Annotated in this window: 4 protein-coding genes; 2 read left to right on the top strand and 2 right to left on the bottom strand. The window is 63.5% G+C overall.

What is annotated here, in order from left to right:
* Both cysD and AC1DQF_RS21215 read left to right on the top strand, forming a co-directional pair.
* Positions 1-610 (top strand): sulfate adenylyltransferase subunit CysD (gene cysD, locus AC1DQF_RS21220; RefSeq protein WP_477527209.1); only part of this gene is annotated, 610 nt, incomplete at its 5' end.
* Positions 610-1,911, top strand: a complete 1,302-nt coding sequence (locus AC1DQF_RS21215; protein WP_477527208.1) for a sulfate adenylyltransferase subunit 1 — start codon at positions 610-612, stop codon at positions 1,909-1,911. The genes cysD and AC1DQF_RS21215, both read left to right, overlap by 1 nt.
* Before the next feature lie 49 nt (positions 1,912-1,960).
* On the opposite strand, the gene AC1DQF_RS21210 is transcribed toward AC1DQF_RS21215, so the two are convergent.
* Both AC1DQF_RS21210 and AC1DQF_RS21205 read right to left on the bottom strand, forming a co-directional pair.
* A complete protein-coding gene (locus AC1DQF_RS21210; protein WP_477527207.1) occupies positions 1,961-2,788 on the bottom strand; it encodes a glycosyltransferase in 828 nt (275 codons plus the stop codon).
* A 367-nt stretch (positions 2,789-3,155) separates the two neighbouring features.
* On the bottom strand, positions 3,156-4,316 hold a 1,161-nt coding region (locus AC1DQF_RS21205; RefSeq protein WP_477527206.1), incomplete at its 5' end, for an oligosaccharide flippase family protein.

Genomic DNA, 4,316 nt, shown 5'->3' with positions numbered 1-4,316 from the left:
GGGCATCATCGTCGACGACGGCAAGACGTCTCGGAACCGCCAGCAGATCGGCGCCCTGCTCCACGCCATCGAGGAGAACGGCTTCACGGCCGCCTTCGGTGGCGGTCGTCGCGACGAGGAGAAGGCCCGCGCCAAGGAGCGCGTCTACTCCCACCGCGACGAGTTCGGCCAGTGGGACCCCAAGATGCAGCGGCCTGAGCTGTGGAGCCTCTACAACGGGCGCATCCACGCCGGCGAGCACATGCGGATCTTCCCGCTGTCCAACTGGACCGAGCTCGACATCTGGCACTACATCGACCGCGAGCAGATCGAGATCCCCTCGATCTACTTCGCCCACGAGCGCGAGGTCATCCTCCGCGACGGCATGTGGCTCTCCCTCTCCGACGCCGTCCAGCCCAAGGGCAACGAGACGGTCGAGACCAAGATGGTCCGCTTCCGCACCGTCGGCGACAAGTCGCAGACCGGGTGCGTCGAGTCGACAGCATCGACCACTGCCGAGATCATCGACGAGATCGCCATCGCCCGGGTCACCGAGCGCGGCGCGACCCGCGGTGACGACCGCTTCTCCGAGGCGGCCATGGAAGACCGCAAGAAGGAAGGCTACTTCTGATGAGCCCCGAGATCTCTCCCGTCACCGAGCCCCACGAGGGACGCGCCCCGATGGACCTGCTGCGCTTCGCGACCGCCGGCTCGGTCGACGACGGCAAGTCCACGCTCATCGGCCGGCTCCTGCTCGACTCGAAGGCGATCTTCGAGGACCAGCTCGAGGCCGTCGAGGCCTCCTCGCAGTCCAAGGGCTACGACTACACCGACCTCGCGCTGCTGACCGACGGCCTGCGTTCCGAGCGCGAGCAGGGCATCACCATCGACGTGGCCTACCGCTACTTTGCGACGCCGAGTCGCAAGTTCATCATCGCCGACACCCCCGGGCACATCCAGTACACCCGCAACATGGTCACCGGCGCCTCGACCGCCGACCTGGGCCTGGTGCTGGTCGACGCCCGCCACGGCCTGACCGAGCAGTCGCGCCGGCACGCTGTCCTGCTGTCCCTGCTCCGCGTGCCCCACCTGGTGCTGGCGGTCAACAAGATGGACCTCGTCGACTGGGACGAGGCGGTCTACGAGAAGATCTACAACGAGTTCACCGCGTTCGCGACCAAGCTGAACATCCCGGACCTCGAGGTCATCCCGATCTCGGCGCTCCAGGGAGACAACGTGGTGACACGCAGCGAGAACACGCCCTGGTACCACGGGCCCACGCTGATGCACCACCTCGAGCACGTCCACGTCGCCTCCGACCGCGACCTCCAGGACGTCCGGTTCCCGGTGCAGTACGTCGTGCGCCCCAAGTCGGATGAGTTCCACGACTACCGCGGCTACGCGGGCATGGTCGCCGGCGGCGTGCTGAAGCCCGGCGACGAGGTCGTCGTGCTGCCGAGCGGCATGACCTCCACGATCAAGGGCATCGATCTCTTTAACAAGGAGATCACCGAGGCGTTCCCGCCCATGTCGGTGACTGTGCGCCTCGACGACGACGTCGACGTCTCTCGCGGCGACATGATCGCCCGGGTGAACAACGCGCCCAAGCCCAGCCAGGACATCGACGCGATGATCTGCTGGATGACCAACGAGCCACTTCGTCCGCGGCAGAAGCTCGCCATCAAGCACACCACTCGGACCGCGCGGGCGATGGTCAAGGACATCCAGTACCGACTCGACGTCAACAGCCTGCACCGCGACCAGGACACCAAGGAGCTCGGTCTCAACGAGATCGGCCGCGTCCAGCTGCGCACCACTGTGCCGCTGCTGTGCGACCCGTACTCGAAGAACCGCACCACGGGCTCGTTCATCCYGATCGACGAGGCGACGGGCGTGACCGTGGGCGCCGGAATGATCAACAGCGGCAGCTGACCACTCAGTTAGGTAGGGCCCGCGCAGAGACTCGGGCCCTACCTACGTTCTATGTGCCTGATCTCCACAGACGTCGTCGATCGCGAACAGTTGTCGCCCGAGGACTCGCATCTTTCGCCTCTGCTACGACTGCCAGCCATGCCGGGCGCAGAGCTTCAACACTGAAGTGAGTTCGAAAACGCTCGCGACCAGCGGCGCCCATCGACGCGCGCGTAGGTTTACTAGCTGCGAGCAGGGCAAGTGCTTCACCCATGGCCGAAATGTCACCTGGGGGCACGACGACACCACCCGCGCCGAGAATCCCGCGCAGATCCGAGACGTCCGACGCAATCACCGGGACGCCCATAGCCATAGCGTCGAAGATCTTCGCGGGCAATTGCGCACGTGACGCTCGACTGTCCCGCTGTGGAAGCACTACGGCGTCAGCGGCGACCAGCACTCCCGGCAACTTGTCCATGTCCACAAACGGCAACCGCGCGACCCTGGGCAAACCTGACGCGGTGGGTGATATCTCGGCGTGAGACGCCAACACCAAGTCCCTACGGCCCGAACGAGCCATCGCCTCAACGATGAGATCTACACCCTTGTGCTTCATCACGGTGCCTACAAACATGACAACGACATCTGATTCCGAGAAGCCAAGCTGCTGCCGAACCAGACCTCGATCGTGCTGGCTGGGGTCGAAGAGGTTCTCGTCGCGGGCATGAGGGATGATGCGTCCGCCGAATCTCCCCTGGAGCCAAGTCGTAGAGACAGAGATGGCGTCCGCTCTTGGAATCTGACGTTCGGCCCACCATGTTCGGTAGATGTTGCGCGGGGACGATATCGCTAACGACTGCTTGACCATTCGAGCGGGATAGTCATAGAAGAATGCCATCTCCCAGTCATCGACGTCAGCCACAACCGGCCTCGCCGTGGCACGAGATGCCTTGAGGGCGAGTCCCAAGCTGTCCTGACGTGGCTTGACCGCCACTAGCACGTCACCGTCGACGGAAGACGCCCAATCACGCCGGGTCCCGGCTGGAAGAACACGGATAGGGAACTCGGCGGCACCGGCGAGCGGACTCCAAACGCGCCCTCCGAGTGCCGGGCCGACGATCTCAACCGAGAAGTCTTCTCGGCTCAGCATTGCTAGCACCCATGCCCGCCCTAAGGCATTGTTTGAGACGTCATGGCAAAGGATCGACAATTTATCCACGGACCACGCTCACTTCTCCAATCAGGACTTAACTGACACTCGAACGCTATTTTGCGGCGCCCCTGAAAGTCGCTGCCGCCGTGCACACATCTCTCCTCGCGATGGGCACAAGCATCACCACGCAGAAGCTCAAGACCATGACCGCATACGCCAGGCACAAACTTGCCACCGACCCCAGCTGACCCTGCGCCATCTGGATGGTGGCAACTCCGACTGCCATGATGGCAGCRGCCACCGCTAGTCGAGCCAGCGAAGGCAACAGCAGTTCATGCCAGCCCAGCGAAATACGGCTGCACCCATACGTTCCAGCGATGACGAAGTTGAGAGCAAGCCCAAGGGCGTAGAGCGCCGCAACCGCTTCCAGGCCGAAGTGCGCGGCGAAGAAGAACAGGGGAACAACAGGAAGCCAGACAGCCAATTCACATCTCCAAAGGACAGCCAGCCGGTTCTTCTGAATGAATAGCCAAAAGAACACGTACCCCAGCGCTTGGAATACCCCCCCTACGGCCAGAATTTGCGGCACCTTCCCCACGGCCCGCCACGCGTCTCCGAACAGCAGGGCCACCAACGTGTCACCACCCACGGCCAGCATTGCCAGCGGGGGTATCAACCCGAAGGCCAAGAGCGCCTGAATACGACGGGCCGCATATAGGAGTGCCTCGTCAGTAGTTGACCTCGCCAGAATGGGAACCGCGACTCGTGTCAGCGGGGCAGCCAATTGCACCAAGGGGATGGACGCGAGCTGGAAGGAACGAGAGTACAGCCCTACTCCCGCGGAACCGATCATCTTCCCGACTGCCACCGGGGCCGAGTTCACCGCGACATAGTTGGTTGCCTGAACCCCCAAGGTGATTGCACCGAGGGACACATGCTCGCCGTTGCCTGTTAGCCGCGGACGCGAAGTGGGCCAATACCGACTCGTCCCGACAAGCAGACCGATCAGTGCTGCGGCCGCGACTGTCTGCTGTGCAACCACCGCCCAGTAACCCGCGCCCGCTAGGGCAGCGAGGACGGCTGCAATGAGCCCCACCAGTTGGCTTGACACATCGACGATAGCCAGCGCCCGAAACTTGAGACGCCTGGCCAGCTCAGCCCGAAACTGCGGCGCCAAACCCAGCAGGAGGGCACTCRCTGATAGCCAGCGAGTTACCTGCTCGAGGTCTGGCTCTTCGTACAGGGAAGCAACCAGAGGGGCAGTCAACCAACT

It is taken from the genome of Nocardioides sp. P4_G4 (assembly GCF_056401085.1).
This window is presented reverse-complemented; position numbering and strand designations above follow the sequence as displayed.

What these genes read in the sequence shown, in the direction of transcription:
- AC1DQF_RS21210 (WP_477527207.1), bottom strand. Translation starts at nt 2,788, where the DNA reads ATGGCATTCTTCTATGACTATCCCGCTCGAATGGTCAAGCAGTCGTTA.